The 17,399-nt window shown below is 42.7% G+C and carries 12 protein-coding genes; 4 read left to right on the top strand and 8 right to left on the bottom strand.

What is annotated here, in order from left to right:
- Positions 1-53: 53 nt before the first annotated feature.
- The 7 genes from ACFP56_RS17185 to ACFP56_RS17155 all read right to left on the bottom strand — a co-directional run bounded on the left by ACFP56_RS17185 (position 54) and on the right by ACFP56_RS17155 (position 10,975).
- The gene (locus ACFP56_RS17185) at positions 54-1,640 is read right to left on the bottom strand and encodes an extracellular solute-binding protein (protein ID WP_379236824.1); all 1,587 of its coding nucleotides are present in this window, start codon (positions 1,638-1,640) and stop codon (positions 54-56) included.
- A 440-nt stretch (positions 1,641-2,080) separates the two neighbouring features.
- Entirely contained in the window at positions 2,081-2,215 is a 135-nt protein-coding gene (locus ACFP56_RS17180) for a hypothetical protein (protein ID WP_379236822.1), read from the bottom strand.
- Positions 2,216-2,405: 190 nt separating this feature from the next.
- Positions 2,406-3,818, bottom strand: a complete 1,413-nt coding sequence (locus ACFP56_RS17175) for an FAD-linked oxidase C-terminal domain-containing protein (RefSeq protein ID WP_379237272.1) — start codon at positions 3,816-3,818, stop codon at positions 2,406-2,408.
- 35 nt (positions 3,819-3,853) lie between these two features.
- Positions 3,854-5,176, bottom strand: coding sequence for a (Fe-S)-binding protein (locus tag ACFP56_RS17170; RefSeq protein WP_379236820.1), 1,323 nt, complete (start codon positions 5,174-5,176; stop codon positions 3,854-3,856).
- Positions 5,177-5,179: 3 nt separating this feature from the next.
- Complete coding sequence (locus tag ACFP56_RS17165) at positions 5,180-6,535, bottom strand: FAD-binding oxidoreductase (RefSeq protein ID WP_379236818.1); 1,356 nt, start codon at positions 6,533-6,535, stop codon at positions 5,180-5,182.
- Positions 6,536-6,549: 14 nt separating this feature from the next.
- Positions 6,550-8,682 carry a hypothetical protein gene (locus tag ACFP56_RS17160; RefSeq protein WP_379236816.1) on the bottom strand — a complete coding sequence of 711 codons (2,133 nt, stop codon included), beginning with the start codon at positions 8,680-8,682 and terminating at the stop codon, positions 6,550-6,552.
- A gap of 121 nt (positions 8,683-8,803) precedes the next feature.
- Complete coding sequence (locus tag ACFP56_RS17155; RefSeq protein ID WP_379236814.1) at positions 8,804-10,975, bottom strand: malate synthase G; 2,172 nt, start codon at positions 10,973-10,975, stop codon at positions 8,804-8,806.
- 236 nt (positions 10,976-11,211) lie between these two features.
- Here ACFP56_RS17155 and ACFP56_RS17150 point away from each other — a divergent pair, with 236 nt between their 5' ends.
- From ACFP56_RS17150 to ACFP56_RS17140, 3 genes are all read left to right on the top strand, one after another.
- Positions 11,212-11,964, top strand: coding sequence for an IclR family transcriptional regulator (locus ACFP56_RS17150; protein ID WP_379236812.1), 753 nt, complete (start codon positions 11,212-11,214; stop codon positions 11,962-11,964).
- Positions 11,965-12,117: 153 nt separating this feature from the next.
- Positions 12,118-12,891, top strand: a complete 774-nt coding sequence (locus ACFP56_RS17145; protein WP_379236810.1) for a fumarylacetoacetate hydrolase family protein — start codon at positions 12,118-12,120, stop codon at positions 12,889-12,891.
- Positions 12,892-12,902: 11 nt separating this feature from the next.
- Positions 12,903-14,339 carry an NAD-dependent malic enzyme gene (locus ACFP56_RS17140; RefSeq protein WP_379236808.1) on the top strand — a complete coding sequence of 479 codons (1,437 nt, stop codon included), beginning with the start codon at positions 12,903-12,905 and terminating at the stop codon, positions 14,337-14,339.
- A 76-nt stretch (positions 14,340-14,415) separates the two neighbouring features.
- Here the strand turns inward: ACFP56_RS17140 and ACFP56_RS17135 are convergent, their stop codons facing one another.
- A complete protein-coding gene (locus ACFP56_RS17135; protein ID WP_379237270.1) occupies positions 14,416-15,360 on the bottom strand; it encodes a tRNA dihydrouridine synthase in 945 nt (314 codons plus the stop codon).
- 347 nt (positions 15,361-15,707) lie between these two features.
- Here ACFP56_RS17135 and ACFP56_RS17130 point away from each other — a divergent pair.
- Positions 15,708-17,399: S-layer homology domain-containing protein (locus tag ACFP56_RS17130; RefSeq protein ID WP_379236806.1), on the top strand; the 1,692-nt coding region annotated here is incomplete at its 3' end.

Here is a 17,399-nt window from a genome sequence, read left to right as displayed (position 1 = left end):
TAGGAATGAAACGGTCAACACATCCTATTGTCTATGTTGACCGTTCAAACTGTTTAGTTAGAAAATTTTTCTTTGTATTGCGCAGCAAACTCCTGGAATGCCTGCTTAATTTCTGGCTTGCTCACTAAGCTAGCAACATATGCTTCGTATTCATCCATCGAAATTTGACCAACGATTGCTTTAATGACATTAGACTCCCATTCTGCTTGGTACTTCGGCCATTCAGCAGTCCAAGTATCTGAGCTTATTACCGAGAAGATATTAATTTTGCCAACTTCGCTGAAGTCCTTTACTGCTTCCATTTTCGCATCGTTATATGCTTTTGGCGCAGCTGCATTCAATACTTTCATCTCATTGTTATAAGCAAGCGGGAATACTTGGTTAGCGTTCGTTGTCACTTGCTTTGTCCCAAGCTCAGTCAGCTGCTTTTGACCGTCAACAACCGTATGATGAACACCCTCAATGCCATAGTAATTGAAATCTGTATGCTCCTTCGTCGTTGTCATTTCCATATAATCTATAATTCTTCTTACTTTATCTTCCGGTACTTTTTTAGAGATATACATCGCACCGAATATAGGCGTTGCTAGTCCGACGCTCACCCCGCCAGTTCCTTGCATCGGAGGCAGCGTTATAAGCTCTGCATTAGGCTGAACCTTCTTTATTTCCTGCTCCCAAGTGTAATCACGCCATACATTACGTGCATAAGAAGCTGCTCGGCCAGTAGCAAACATTTCCTCTGCTTGCGTCTTCTTCACGGCTGCGAATTCTTTTGCAAGAACACCGTGTGCATATAGATCACGGAACCAAGCAACCATTTCCGTATAGTTCGGTGTTAGATTTTCTTTGATTAGCCCACCTGCTTCATCATGTATAGGATCCAATCCACCGAATGCTGCCAAGTAATTGTTATCCCCATCATCTAACAAAAATCCGTGACCAAGAATACCGATCGTATCATCTTTTCCATTCTTATCGGGATCGCCCTTCACAATTGCTTTCAGAACCTCTGCGTACTCATCCATTGTCGTAGGTACTTCTAGACCTAATTCATCCAGCCAGTCTTTACGAATATTAAGAGCAATGTCAATATGCGGACGATTTCTTGGAATACCGTAATATTTACCGTCAACCTTCAAGTAATTCCAAGCATTCGCTTCACTGTTGTTTTTCAGATTAGGATATTCACTAAAATCACCTAGAAACGGCGTCAGATCCCAAAAAGCACCTTGGTTGATCGCATTTAGTAACGTTGTACGAGTAGCACTAGTCGCAACAATAATTTCAGGTAGATTACCAGAAGCAAGAACTAGATCAAACTTCGTATCATAATCACCCGATGGAACCCATTCAACATTCAATTTCGTGTTGGTCATTTTTTGCCATTCGGTCCAGTACTCATCATTCATGTTCGGTACATCAGAGTACGACGGCACCATAAATTGCATTTCCAAAGGTTCTGCCTCTTCATCATCTGATACTTTCGTTTCTTGAGAACCATTGCTCTGAGCTGGAGCTACCGTTTCTTTTGCTCCGTTGTTGCTTTTACTGTTTCCGCCTGGTGAGGACCCACATGCTGAGAGTAAACTTAGAATAAGAACTAATGAAAGCAATAGACCTGTTGTTCTTTTCACGTTCATAAAATAACCCTCCCTCTTTCTATTCAGATGTTGTAAACAACCACCAAGAATTGCTTGTGAAGCAGAAAGTTCTTTGGTAACGCTTACAATTGGATTTTATGACGTTTTTTTAATGCTTGTAACTGACAGTTTTTGATTTTTGACTAGATTTCAATAAAAAGCAAATATTGTCCGTTAGGTCATATTTGGGCACCGTGCATGAATAAAAATCGCGTCCATGGTTTACAACCTTGGTCGTAGTCGGTAACACTATGTGCTAAAATATTTTTTTGTACGTACTCCGATATGTGTCACTCCACATGATTGAGACAATCATTACAAATAGTAAAACTTATCCAATTACTCATCATTGTAGCATATTTCTTTACATTGGATTAATTACAAATTTGAGATAATAATTACAATAATTCATCAATAATTAATGAGTATTCACGTTTTCATTAATATCCTAACGTTCGATCAACTACATTTTTCAATGGTTTATCTTGAACGTAATGAGATAATAGCTGTGCAAACAGCTCCATTCTTCGTTCCTCCTTGCGATTCGTTACACCAGCTGAATGAGAAGTAATCATAACATTGTCCAGCTCCCATAGCATACTGTTAGTTGGTAGTGGTAGAATATAATTGGTCTATGTAATCAGGACACTTCAACGATAGGCATTAATCGAAGCTGCGGCTTAAAATCGCCCGATTGGCATAAGATGACTTTCATGATTAGCCCCCTTTAGAGTGATATACGTGGTGATTTACGAAAGTGAAGTATTAGCTCATACTTGCGGTCTCCATGCGCTTCATCTCAACACAACGTGCTGGTTTAGGGAAGAGTTTATGCGGATTACAAAGGGATAAAGGATTAAATACATCTCTTAATTGCGTCTGTGCCTCAATTTCTATCTCATTAAATATAAAGCGCATATCATCCAGTTTTTCGATACCTACACCATGCTCGCCAGTTATTGAACCTCCTGCATCGGCACATGCCTTCAATACAGCAGAGCCTGCCTCTACTGCCCTTTCCGTCTCACCCTCTATTCTTGAATCGAATAAAATAAGCGGATGCAAATTGCCATCACCTGCATGGAACACATTGGCGATACGCAGGCCATAGTGACGACTGATCTGACTAATTTTTTCTAACACCTCCGGCAGCTTGCTTCTCGGAATCACACCATCCTGTACGAGATAGTCAGGTGAAATTTTCCCCATCGCCCCGAAAGCCGTTTTACGATTGGCCCACCATCTCGCACGTTCGGCTGCATCTTTTGCTTTACGCACCTCACGCACATGATGCTTTTTGCATACGTTCATAATTTCGTCGATCTGTTCTTCTAGCCCCGCAGCAATGCCATCTACTTCAACAATGAGCACCGCTGCTAAATCCTTAGGATAACCAACAGGATAATTACCCGATTCCACGCCGTGAATCGCCATATTGTCCATCATCTCTAGTGCAGCTGGAATAATCCCGCTTGCGATGATATCTGATGCAGCTTGACTAGCGTCTGCCACTTGATCAAATAGTGCGAGAACCGTGCTAGCCGACTGTGGCTTCTTCAAGATGCGGACTGTGATCTCTGTAACAATACCAAGCGTGCCTTCTGACCCAGTGAGCAAGCCTAGTACATCATAACCAGGCATATCGAGCACTCCGCCAAATCTTCTAATATGTCCGTTTGGCAGCACTACCTCTAGGCCGAGTACATGATTCGTCGTCACACCGTACTTCAAGCAATGAGCGCCGCCTGCGTTCTCACCAACATTTCCGCCAATGGTACAGGTTGCTTGACTTGAAGGATCGGGGGCGTAATAATAACCTTTCGATGCGATAGAATTGGATAATTTCAAGTTAATGTAGCCTGGCTGCACAATTGCTTTTCGATTGCAATAATCAACATGTAGCAGCTTATTCATCCGTACTAACGAAATAATAACCTCACCATTCAGCGCAGTTGCTCCACCACTCAGACCCGTACCGGCTCCTCTAGGTATGAACGGAATCTGATGACGATGAAGATACGTTACGACTTCGGAGACTTCTTCGGTATTGCTTGGAAATATGACCGCAGATGGTATCCCTTTATGGATGGTATAGCCATCACATTCATAGGCCATAACATCCTCGAATCGATGTATGATCGATTTTTGCCCCACAATGTTAGTTATCGCTTCAACCATCTTCTGCTTGCGGATCGAGTCTAATGGAGTCGTACTCACTCGGCAGTTCCCCCTTTCGACGATTCGTTCTCGTAGGCTTCATTCAGCAGCTCAATCGTATGTACAATCTGCTCTGAACGTTTATACTTTACAACGCCAACCTGAAATTGCATCATGCATCCAGGATTGCCCATTGCTACTGCGTCACAGCCTGTTGGAATATCGTTCAGCTTGCGGTCCAGCAGCTGAGATGCCATCTCTGGATGCGTTATATTGTAGATGCCTGCACTGCCACAGCAACGATCCGATTCAGGCATCACCTCGATTTCTAAGCCAGGAATCATGTTTAGCAGTTCTCTCGGAGCCTGACGAATGCCCTGTGCATGTGCAAGATGACACGCATCATGATAAGTAACTTTTTTATCAACTCTACCTGTTGGTGGAATTACTCCTAATTCTATTAAAAATTCAGAGATATCCTTAGTCTTCTCAGCGAAGCGATGTGATCGATCCCCGTATTCTTGATCGTTCTTTAACAGCTCATCATATTCCTTTAAGGTTGAACCACACCCGGCAGCATTAATAACAATTGCATCTACGTCATTGGATAAAAAAACATTGATATTATGTTTTGCTAACTGCTTGGCCTGCTCTCGATCCCCTGAATGCAGATGGAGTGCACCACAGCACTTTTGAGATGAAGGAATCCATACATCGCAACCATTTTTACGAAGAACATTTAAGGTTGCCTCGTTCACATTACTGTATACCACGTCCATCACGCAGCCTGTAATCATTGCCACCGTTGCTCTTTTTTCACCATAGGCAGGGAAAAGCTCTCCGCCTCTTCCAAGCAGAGGGGCGGTTTGTAAGGAAGGCAGTGCAGCCTCCATTTCTTGCAAATGAGCAGGGAGCACTCGCAGCAGCTTCAGCTTTCTAGCTCCGCGCTGAATTCCTGACTTTTGATACAAGCGCGTCATGCTGCCTAGCATCCGCAACCGATTGGGGTTAGGGAATATGTGGCGTAAAAAAAGCTGCTGCAGCATACGGTTCTTCCCCTTTGCAGGTGTTGCATGAAACAGCTGTCCTCTAGTTTCTTCAATTAACGCACCGACCTGTACTCCTGAAGGACAAGCTGTCTCGCAAGCACGACATGCTAAACACGTATCAATCGGCTCTTTAAAGAAGCTGTTTAGCTCCATTTTTCCTTCGGCTGCAGACTTGATTAAGTACACTCTTCCTCTTGGAGAATGATGCTCCAATCCAGTTTCTTGATAGGTTGGACATGCTTCCAGACACATGCCGCAATGAACGCATTCGGAAAACTTATTTTCATCAGGTGCATCTTCCCACCAGAAGCTTGAACGTTGTTTAGACATCGCTTATATTCCTCCTCGAAATCTACCTGCATTTAACAGGTAATGGGGATCGAACGTTAGCTTAATCCGTTTCATAAGGTCATCAGTCGGCATCGCTGGTCCCCATACCGCTACTTTTCTTCGAATAGCTAAAGGCGCACACTCGACCAGGCTATGACCATGAAGAGACGCTGCGAATTGTTGCAGCTTCTGTATAAGATCAATCATTCCTGCTTGCTGCTTCCAGCTTGTATTGAAGATAACTCTGGACATTCCTGTGTACAGCCCGCCAGAAAATTGAAAATGAATACCTGTCTCTTCCGCCTTCGCTTGAATATATTCGAAAACCTTGAACACGTCAGATATCGAGCACATGAGCTTCATGCATACAACGTGATCATCCTCTTGGAGCTCTAGAGAATTTGGAACAATATTACTTATGTTAGTATAAATAGCTCTTGTCTCAACAGCATCCGCTTCATGCTTAAGCTCCTGTATGCCCACCTCAGCACAGAGACGCTTTACCTCTTCTAATTGATCGTGCACAGCTGATCTAACATCATCGAAGCCAACAGCTATAGCAGGCTGCTCATTTATTATTCCTATGGGCGATTCATAGTCCCCATACAGCCATTCACAAATACTTGGCTCAAGCTGAGAATCCAGTAATTGATGCTGCAGCGCTTGCAGCTGATCTGGTTTCGCATGTATGAGCAGTAATCCACTTGAAAAGGGGATCGGACGAGTTTTTATTGTCAGCTCAGTAAGTACCCCAAGTGTTCCCATCGCCCCTATAAAAAGCTTATTCATATCATATCCAGCTACATTTTTAACTACTTTTGCCCCTATTCGAATGACTCGCCCATCCGGGTACACCACTCTACCCGCCATCAAGTAATCTCTTGCTGATCCATACATCGCACGTCTCGGTCCAGATACATTGGCTGAAAAAACACCCCCGACTGTGCTCTTTTCCGCATGAGGCATATCTAGTGGCAAAACCTGACCATACTCTGCTAAGCAAGACTGTAATTGCTCAATGGTTGTTCCTGCTTTCACCGTTATCGTTAAGTCACGAGGTGAATACTCTACAATGCCAGACAGTCGCTCCATAGAAAGCAAAACTATCGAATCATTCGGCTCACCCATCGCATCCTTTGTCCCACCTCCTTGAGGTACAACTGTCAATCGATGCTTGTTTGCCCATATCATAATCTGTACAACATCCTCTTCATGTTCCGGTGTAACGATTACGGGCGTACTTATCCTGTAACTCCTCTCATGCTTGAACCCTCTTTCCATCACTTTAAATGCGCCGATACGTTGACGAAGCTCCACTAGCTCCGCCTGCAGCCAAAGTGATCCTTGCGTGTTTAGCATCCTAGTCACACTCCCTAGACTATTTGTCCTCGAACATATTCAATGTCTTCGTAAACTTGCGGTAAAAAAAGCTCCCAAGAGAATAACGTTTTGCCCAAATGCATGAGTGGCTGTACCCTATAATGCAACTTCGTGACTGCAACTAATCGTTCCCAGTGAGCAGCGGCATGAGGAGGCTCAAGCCAATATATTGCGGCTTGTTGATCGGCTTTATTACCTGTTCTTCTATAACATTCAAGGCTCACCGCAGCTCGCAGCTTCTTCGCAAAGTATAAGCTTAGCTGGGACCAAGCAATAATATCTGACAGCTCACAATCTAATCGCGGATCGTTATTGAGCAGCTCAACAACAATAGTAAGTGCATCCTGTCCGTCCGTTTCTAGCTCGCTCGCCAGCTCTAATGGTGTAATAAAACCATCCATCGCTTCCTCTCTCACTAGCTTATCTACATATTGCTTAATGGACAGATATGTTGGATTAAACGGTCTGCTCTCCAATAAATCCTCAAGTGAAATAAAGGCTTTACCCTTGTTATATTCGGATTCGTCCGTTGCAAGAAACCCTTCTGCATACAATGTAAAATCCCAACTGAAATGATAAAACGACGCTAACGCCATAGGCATCTTGCATGCTTTGGAATATGCCGTTAGCAGCTTATCCCCTTTTGATATATGAAGACGCTCATTAAGCTGCTGAACGAATACATCATCAGAAGTGTCAGGATTATGTAGGAGGCGACCCCATAGCATGTAATACAGCCAGTTTTTCTGAAAAGCATAGTCCCAATGAATATGTGGACTGTCTGGAATATGCGAATAATCAATTCCAGGAATAAAGCATTCTGAGCCTACATAATAGCCTCCAACATATTCCTGCCCGTTCATTCGTATATGATCTCGAATAAAATCAGGCTGCGCCCATCTAAGCGTAAAGAAATCCTCATTACGAACCATCCAAGTTATTTTGTAATTGGTAGGCATAGGATTCCAATATGCTTCCATACCCTTCGAGCCTCCATGGGTAAGCAATAGCTGAGGGGAGGAATACGCATGCGACCAATTGAATTTCACCTCTAGCCAAACAGGCTCTAACGCTGCATGATTCTGTTCGATCGAAGCTCTTGTAATAGCAGGATCAACGGTAAATGGAGCGCGATGAATAAATTTAATTGGACGACTGGCCGCCTTCATGCCTTCAAAATACACATCCTCGATCCATTGTTGGATTGCCTCTGGCGTCATATCGTTCATACGCTCACCGAGAGAAACTCCAAATCCCGTCAGATCGGGGTACTCCTCTATAAGCTGAATGATGCTCTCTTTTGTATATTGCTTAATTTGATTCGTTGAATAGGAGTCGCCGTAATGATAGTACTGATCGTGTATCGCATGCTGGTCATAATGCTCTGCAAACGCTTCCGAAACAATAATATTCCAATTGATTAAGTAGGTTTCTATCCCTCTTTCCTTCGCCATTCTAAACAGTTCAGTCCAGTAATGCTTCCATTCTGACAGCTCAGCATCTGAAAAAGGAGTCGCAAGCGGGAAATTTTGTGTCCGAACCATAAACGGAAATGGATGAAGATTCCAAAGCGTTAGCGTATTATAGCGATTTTCAAGCATCATATTAAGAAACTGCTCCCAAAACGACAAATCCTTCACACAGTTATGCTGCAGCTCAAAGCACTCATTTTTTCTATAACTTGACCAAGGCAAGTTAAACTTCAATGCCCGAAATGGAAATCTTGCATGAATAAGACACGGCTCGATGTTGACAAGGGATTTTGCTGCTTTTACTCTCTCTGCCAGCTCTAGAACACCGTAAATAGCGCCTCTTTCGTCTAGGCTGAGCACGAGAACCTGCGCATTTATTGACGATCCCCCTTTACGAATTTCGAATGATTCCGGAGCAAGCTGATGCGAAGCAGGTGCCAGCTTACATTGATCAAGCAATGCTTGATCAGCGATGATGATCATTTCATTTTCGCTCAGATTACCCTTGATTGCTTCATGAAGCTCAGAAGCTGTTGCTGAACTTTTCCGGGTAGATGACAGACCTAGCTCCCGCAAAGCGGATTCAAGCTTTTGCAATGCAATATTTAGTCCAGTAGAATTATGCGCTGTCGCCGCCACAATTTGTACAGTCATTGTATCCTCCCCCTGACCTATCAAGTTACTTTGAGCATGCTAATTTAAAAAGAAGAAGCAAGCTCTTGGTTCGCACAAGCCACCTACTTCTTCGAATGATTAATCCGAATCACGATCTGCCCTATACTTGATGTACGACTTTCGATTTAAATTCTAATCTGCGACGATGAAGAATTGGCTCCGTGTAACCATTAGGCTGATGGCGTCCTTCAAATATAAGCTCATATGCAGCTTGAAACGCAATTGAAGCATCGAGATTATCGGACATACGACGGTAGGCTGTATCTCCTGCATTTTGCTCATCTACGATTTTAGCCATTCGTACAAGACTTTCTCTTACCTGCTGCTCCGTACATATGCCGTGATGCAGCCAGTTCGCAATATGCTGACTTGAAATTCGCAATGTCGCGCGATCCTCCATCAGCCCGACATTATGAATATCAGGAACCTTGGAACAGCCGATACCTTGCTCAACCCAGCGAACAACATACCCGAGTATGCCCTGGATATTGTTATCCAGCTCTTCCTGTATGTCTTGCTCACTCCATTCCCTCGTTGGTGAAAGCGGTATTTGCAAAATTCCGGCTCTCATATCTTGTATCGAGGTAACTAATGTGTTCTGTACGTCTTGTACGTTTACTTGATGATAATGTAAAGCGTGCAGCGTTGCAGCTGTAGGAGAAGGAACCCAAGCTGTATTTGCTCCTGCTTTTGGATGAGCAATTTTGCTTTGCAGCATCTCTTTCATTTGATCTGGCATTGCCCACATTCCTTTGCCGATTTGGGCGTGTCCTTGTAACCCGCAGGCCAATCCTGCATAAACATTGGACAACTCATAGCTAGTCAGCCAAGTGGATGATTTCATATCATGCTTTCTTAGCATTGCGCCAGCTTCCATGGAGGTGTGAATTTCGTCTCCTGTACGGTCGAGAAATCCGGTGTTAATAAAAACGATACGATCCTTCACTTCACGGATGCAGGCTCTTAAATTCAAGGAAGTACGACGCTCCTCATCCATTACCCCAACTTTAAGTGTGTAGCGCTTCATATTCAGCATATCTTCGATTGCATTAAATAGTTGATTCGTAAACGCCACCTCTGCTGAGCCATGCATCTTAGGCTTTACAATATAAATAGAGCCTTTCTTCGTGTTAGTCATGGCATGGTTAAAGGTATGCTTAGCAATCAAGCTAGTTAGCACTCCATCCAGAATACCCTCTGGAATCTCGCGGCCATCGCGATCTAAGATTGCATTTATCGTCATTAAGTGTCCAACATTTCTAACAAATAGTAAGGATCGACCGCGCAGGCTGAAGTCGCAGCCGTCAGGCGCAGTATAATGACGATCCTGATTCAACACTCGGTTAATAACCTTACCGCCTTTATTAAAGCTGGCAGATAAATTGCCTTTCATTAGCCCTAGCCAGTTACGGTAAACCAACACTTTATCCTCTGCATCCACCGCAGCTACAGAATCCTCACAATCCATTATCGTTGTAATCGCGGATTCCATAATAATATCTTTTACGCCTGCGCTGTCCGTACGGCCAATAGGGTGTGTACGATCAATTTGCAATTCAAAATGCAGCCCATTATTGCGAAAAAGAAGCGCTTCAGGCTGAGCTGGTTGGCCTCGATAGCCTGCAAATCTTTCATTGTGCTGCATTCGTACGATCGTTCCGTTCTGCAAAGCAGCAATGACTTCTCCGTCAGCTACTGAATAGCTTGTTACCTCTACATGAGAGCCGTCAGTTAACGGAACCGTGTTATCGAGAAATTGTTTTGCAAAAGCGATAACCTTTGCACCTCGAATCGGATTGTATGACTGGCCTTGTTCAGCTCCACCTTCTGCATCTATGGCATTGGTTCCATATAATGCATCATAAAGACTTCCCCAGCGTGCATTCGTTGCATTCAAGGCATATCTAGCATTGTTTACAGGCACAACTAGTTGTGGTCCAGCTTGAGACGTGATTTCATCATCGACGTTTTCAGTAGTCACCTTGAACGGCTCGACATCTGGCTCAAGATATCCTATTTCTCTTAAAAATTGTTCATATTCCTTAAACTCCGGATTCGAGTGTGTTTTATGCCAAGCATCAATTTTGGATTGAATTTCATCACGCTTTTCCAGCAATTCACGGTTTTTAGGAGCAAACGAATGAACGAGCTGGTTGAAGCCTTGCCAAAATTGATCACGCTCAACTCCACTTCCTGGCAGCACCTCTGCTTCTATAAAATCATATAGCACAGAAGCAACCTTCAAACCACCAACCTCAACATACTTCTCCATCTTCAATTCCTCCTTAGTAAATTCACCTTCTAGCTTATATCCTCATACATTTTGTTCATTATATTGAACAACGTTTTGTAAAACGTTTGATTCAGTTTATCACCGATCCAAATATTGGTCAATATTAAAACTTAAACAAAAAATAACCGTTATATTGTTTGACATTATAGAACTCACAATGATAAAATAATCGAAGTTTTACATATTGAACAATATTCAAGTTAAGGAGTATGCATATGGAGCAAAAGTACAGTGTTCCTGCGCTTGATCGCGCCGACGCCGTATTATCATTACTCATTAATGAGCCTTATCGTTGGAAGCTATCTGATCTGTCCAAGCAGCTTAATATTAGTAAAAGCACCCTTTATTCGTTACTCGTTACGATGGAGCGCCTAAAATGGGTGAACCGAGATCGCAATGAAACCTATGCTATTGGCAGTGCCTTAGGTCGCTACGGAAGTGCTTTTTTTCGTCAATTCGATCTGATAGAGGAGTTTCGCAGGCTAGCTGATCCTGTAATGAGAAAGCTCCAGGAATCGATTCAATTAGCCGTACTTGAGGGCTCTGATGTGCTTTACCTCGCCAAGGTAGAAGCAGCGACGCCTGTTCAGATGGTATCTGGTCCAGGAGTTCGTTTTCCAGCACATGCAACAGGTCTGGGCAAAACCTTATTATCTGATATGAGCGAGGAGCAGCTTCGCCAGTTATTCCCGCAAGAAACATTGCCCAAAATAACGGTGCACACCATTGCTTCTCGAGAAGCGCTTATTCAAGAAATTAAGTCGGGCAAGCAAGCAGGCTATACAACCGATATTCAGGAAGGTGTAATGGGGTTTTGTTGTGTAGCTGCACCAATAAAAAAACCGAATGGTTCAGTCATAGCTGCTTTAAGCTGCTCGATGCCTATCCATCATTGGGAAGGAAAAAAAGACTTAGCTTTACAAGAAGTTTTACAGCTTGCCAATACACTCTCTCAGATTCATTCATAGAAAATACAAAAAAAGGACATGCTTGTGTGGAGATCACCAACGAAGCATGTCTTTTGTTTTACCCATTGACAGATTATAAAAAATATAAGAGGATAGTCTTGTGCTATATACAATACATTGTTCTAAATAACGAACAAATGGGGGGCTTTGAAAATGAAATTCGTTAGATTTTCAATTGAAGGTAATGCACAAGTGTACAACGGTGTTATGGATGGAACATGTATACGTACATACAACGGCAATCCATTTGAATCGATTGAACTTACACAAGAACAATATCCACTCGACGCAGTTAGCCTACATTCACCAGTTCTTCCAAGAACCATTATCGGAATCGGTAAAAACTTCATCGCAGAAGGTACACCAAAGCCGCCTATTCCTGAGCTGCCAATTTTCTTTTTCAAACCGTTGACTACTGTCATTGGTCCTAATGATCCTATTCTATTCCCAGCTCACGTAACTGAGGCTAAATTCGAAGCAGAAGTTGCCGTTATCATCGGAAAAACCGCTAAAAATATTACTCCAGATCAGGTTTCACAATATATTTTTGGCTGCACGATTGCTAATGATCTTGCAGCAACCCAATACTTCCATCATGAAGGACATTGGACGGTAGGCAAAGCTTTTGATACATTTTGTCCGTTAGGACCTTATATCGATACTGAGTTTGATTATCTTAATGCTAGAATTAGCGCCCGGCTAAATGGTCAGCAGCTCCAAAACGACACAATGGAGCATATCATTACGCCTATCCCTGAAATGATCAGTTATATTAGCAGCTTCATGACCTTAATGCCTGGCGATGTTATACTAACCGGCACTCCAGCAGGCTCTGACTTCATACGAGTTGGAGATGTTATTGAATGTATCGTAGACGGTTTAGGCGTTCTTCGTAACCCCGTAAATAAGAGTGAAGCAACCACTTAAGGAGGGATATCATGTCAATTAGTACAACCATTATTTTCAGAATTGAAATGGATAAGCAGCAAGCTTCCTTTGGTGAAGTCGCAACGGCTGTTAATCAGGCAGGTGGTGATATCATTGCAGTCGATATTATTCGCTCAAGCAAGGATATTACCGTTCGTGATCTTACGGTAAAACTAAATGTTGAAGTCCATTCAAAGGTTACAAACCATATTCGATCACTCGCTGGTGTAAAGCTCATTCATGAATCGGACAGTACATTCCTTGCCCACTTAGGCGGCAAGCTTCAAGTGACACCTAAAATGCCTATAAAAAATCGCGAAGACCTCTCCAAAGTATACACTCCAGGTGTAGCTAGAGTATGCATGGCTATTCATGAGGATCCAAGCAAGGCATTTACATTGACTGTAAAACGCAACACCGTAGCCGTTATTACAGATGGGTCCGCTGTATTGGGATTAGGTAATATCGGGCCAGAAGCAGCGATGCCCGTTATGGAAGGTAAAGCGATGCTATTTAAGCAATTTGCAGATGTGGATGCATTCCCAATTTGCCTAAAAACACAAGATACAGAAGAAATTATCCAGATCATAAAATCAATATCTCCTACATTTGGCGGGATTAATCTTGAGGATATCGCATCTCCTCGCTGCTTCGAGATTGAGCGGAGGCTGCAACAAGAGCTGGACATCCCGGTGTTTCACGATGATCAGCACGGAACTGCTGTCGTTATATTAGCAGGTCTATTGAATGCGCTTCGCCTAGTAGGCAAATCTATTGATGCGATCAAGGTTGTCGTATGTGGAGTTGGGGCTGCTGGAACAGCATGTATTGATATGCTGCTTGCTGCGGGAATCAAGCAATTAATTGCGGTAGATAAATGCGGGGCGCTTGTTGCAGGCAACACATATGATCATCCGACATTAGAGCGCATTGCTTCAATCACCAATCCTGAAAAACAAGAGGGAACTGTGTCGGAGGTCATTAAGGGCGCGGATGTGTTTATTGGTGTCTCTGCTCCAGGCGTAATAACAATTGAAGACGTAAAGCAAATGGCTAGTGATGCGATTGTATTTGCAATGGCCAATCCAGAGCCAGAAATTGATCCTGATCTAGCAGAAGATCACGTTAGAGTACTAGCTACAGGCCGCAGTGACTATCCGAACCAGATCAACAATGTCCTATGTTTTCCAGGGATATTTCGTGGAGCCTTAGATTGTAGAGCAGCTGAAATCAACGAGGCCATGAAGCTAGCTGCTGCAAAGGCAATTGCTTCTATCGTTACCGAAGAGGAATTAAATGAGCAGTACATCATTCCGAGTATTTTTAATGAGAAGGTCGTTCAGCAAGTTAGAACTGCGGTTATCGCAGCAGCGATACAGACCGGCATTGCTAAGCGTATTCCGCCTGAATTCAACCGTCTTGATTATACGACGTATCTATCTCAATAAGAGAAAATGCACATTACTAAAAGTCATTTTAGTATGTGCATTCAGAGGGGCAAATAGCCCCTCTTCCTCTTGTTCCCTATTCAATATCCTTGCTCTTCTGTTCAATGTTATCTTCAATTTGCATTGCAAATTGATCGAGCAGTGCACTTACTTCATCCGTGGAATTAGTGCTCATCAATTGATGTCTTAGCTCGCCAGCACCGCGAAAGCCTTTGACATATATTTTGAAAAAGCGATGCAGCCCGGACATCGAACGAGGCAATTGCTCTGCATATTGATCCTGCAGATCAAGCTGCAATCTAAGCAGATCCAAGTATTCATCACCGCTGTGCTCTCTCGGCTCCTTCTCAAAGGCGAATGGATTTTTGATAATGCCGCGCCCAATCATCACACCATCTACACCATACTTTTCAACTAGCTCTAGCCCAGTTTGACGGTCAGGTATATCTCCGTTGATCGTTAATAAGGTATTAGGTGCAATACGGTCACGCAATTGTTTAATCTCAGGAATAAGCTCCCAATGCGCAGCAACCTGGCTCAATTCCTTTGTCGTTCGTAAATGAATCGAAAGATTCGCAATATCTTGTTTCAAGATATGCGTTAACCACTCCTCCCACTCGTTTACTTCATGGAACCCAAGTCTTGTTTTTACACTTACAGGAAGTCCTCCCGCCTTTGCTGCCTCGATTATGTCAGCTGCAACGTCTCGACGAAGAATAAGGCCGCTGCCTTTCCCTCTTGTAGCTACATTGGGCACAGGACAGCCCATGTTAATATCTATGCCTTTGAAGCCCAGTTCCGCCATCCCTATACTCATTTGACGGAAATACTCCTGCTTATCTCCCCATATATGTGCAACGATTGGCTGTTCGTCTTCTGTAAACAATAGACGTCCGCGCACCTTTGTCATCCCCTCTGGATGACAATAGCTCTCCGTGTTCGTAAACTCCGTAAAAAATACATCTGGCCGACCTGCTTGGGCTACGACATGGCGAAATACAACATCGGTCACATCTTCCATTGGAGCAAGTACAAAAAAGGGGCGTGGCAATTCACGCCAAAAATTTTCCTTGATATATATATCAAGTCCTCTCGTTGTGCAATACAGCTTTTACTATCGCTCAGAACGATATCGTCGTTAATGCTTCACATCTTTAACACTTATACCATGTTTGATGGTTTTTTATCAACCAAAAGCACGAGAGAATCAACAGATGACAAGATAATACAATTGACAATAATAGAGTTCTCCAAGATAATACTCATTAGTAATATATATATTACTAATGAGTATTATCTTTATTTTATTAGGTGATCAATAGTCTCATGAAGGGGCTAGGTATGTATTCGGAGGAGGACTTATAACTTATGGAAATGCAAGAGAGCAGTTTAAGGCCGATTAGAATAGCGATTGTTATCGCGTTACTGAATTTATTTTCACTTGGTGGGATCATAGCTAATCAACCTGCCGAGGCAAGCGAGAAGAATGCCATTTTTACGGACATACAGCCAGGCAGCGAACATGAACATGCATTAAGAAGTCTCGTGCAACAAGAAATTATTTATGGTTATTCGGACGGAACCTATCGTCCAACAGAAAAATTGAGTCGTGAACAAGCAGCCGTTATTCTCGCAAGGGCTCTACAACTCAATCTTGATGTGATTGAAGAGCCCAATTTCCAAGATGTGAATACAAGCTCCGATTCTTATAAATCGATTGCTGCAGTTGTTAGCGCTGGCATATTCCAAGGATATTCAGACGGAACGTTTAGGCCTCATCAATCGCTTACACGTGCGGAAATGGCGAAAATCCTTGTAGTTTCCTATCAGTTGCCAATAGAAGATTTAACGACAAATCCTTTTAAGGATGTCCCTTCTTCTAGCTGGTATGCTCCTTACTTGACCTCATTAATACAAAATAAAATTACAACAGGAACATCACTGACAACCTACTCCCCGAATAAAGAAATCAATCGCGGTGAAATGGCTTTATTTATTTTCCGTTGTCAACAAGTGAAACAACAAAAAGAGAAAATTATTGAGTCTGAATTAAAGACAATTACTGCAGATTCCGTTCAATTAGGTAACGAAAGCTATACATTAAATGAAGAGCTTAAAACTTGGATGACGCCTGATAATCTTCCGATATTGAAAAACTCACGCATAAAAGCACATATTGCTGGAGGAAAAATAAGCCGTATCGAATCGATTACTCTATACACAAATGGGTTGTTCAATAATCAAGCAAAAAACTCAGATGTAGTGTTATTGGGCAAAGGTGCTGTTATTGATGCGACCATAATCGTAAAAGGCGATAATTTGTCCATTAAAGACGCCACGATAACAAAAGATTTACTAATAGAAAGCGATGTTCGCAGCTTTTATCTTGAAGATATACTCGTAAAAGGTTCGACGATCTTAGCGAATCAGAAAAAACCAGTCCCAAAAATAAATCGTTCTACATTGCACGTTCATAATTCAACCTTGCAATCTGTTAAAGTTGCCTTGGATAACTTTACCATTAAATTTACAGGTGAAACCAAAGTTAGCGGGATAGAGCTATTAGTTAATGCGACCATTGAGGCAGATACACGGTTAACCATCCCCATCATCAGGGTTGGAGCTGGCTCCTTAAACATAGCGTTAAACGCAGTAATCGATTCACTCCTCGTTGAAAACACGAATAGTAGAATTACTCTGAAAAATGATGCTAGGATTGAAGATTTACACTTAAAACTGAAGAACGACTTGAAATTAATATTTATTGACTACGAGCTAATAAAACATAAAATCATTAGAATTAATGGGATCCCAAATTTTGATTTGCAGCCTCCTACTGGCGGGTCTCCTAACTCTGGCGTAAATCCTAAATTAATTGAAGCAAGAAATGCAGTTGCTTCGTTATTCTCGGACAGCTCTAAAACGGCATTGAAAGCGGACGTCGATCAAGACGCAATTAACGCTGCCAGCGCTAAAGTAGCTCTTGTGGACGATGGTGCGGAAAAGGCTGCGTTGCTCGCCGACCTTCATTCCGCACAGCAGTTGTTGGACGCTCTACTC

The organism is Paenibacillus septentrionalis, assembly GCF_042659865.1.
Lineage (GTDB): Bacteria > Bacillota > Bacilli > Paenibacillales > Paenibacillaceae > Pristimantibacillus > Pristimantibacillus septentrionalis.
Note: the sequence above shows the minus strand (reverse complement) of the source record. Positions and strands in the feature narration are given on the sequence as shown.